Source organism: Patiriisocius sp. 208BN25-11, from assembly GCF_058147145.1.
The window spans coordinates 1-308 of the sequence record NZ_JBYVJY010000057.1 but is presented as its reverse complement, the minus strand read 5'-3'; the positions used below and the strand labels follow the sequence as shown (position 1 = coordinate 308).

Genomic DNA, 308 nt, shown 5'->3' with positions numbered 1-308 from the left:
ATACCAACAACCTATAATATTTGTGATGAATTGCCTAATGACGGTTTTGCGGAATTTGATTTAACAACAAAAGACTTTGAGATTACAGGAGGTAACCCAGATGCTGTAGTTTCATACTACACTACTTTCGCCCAAGCCCAATCGGGTACTTTCCCTATTACACCTGCTACTGCTTTTGTAAATACAGCTATTGGTTTTCAAATTGTATATGCAAGAGTCGATAGTGCTACGGCTACAGATTGTTTTAACATTGTTCCTTTAGAATTACAAGTAAATGACTCCCCCGCCATCACCGATCCCATCAGCGA

Annotated in this window: 1 protein-coding gene; it reads left to right on the top strand. The window is 39.3% G+C overall.

Features of this window, described 5'->3' with window-relative positions; translation table 11 throughout:
• On the top strand, positions 1-308 hold a 308-nt coding region (locus ACY2RS_RS15535), incomplete at both ends, for a hypothetical protein (protein WP_490099581.1).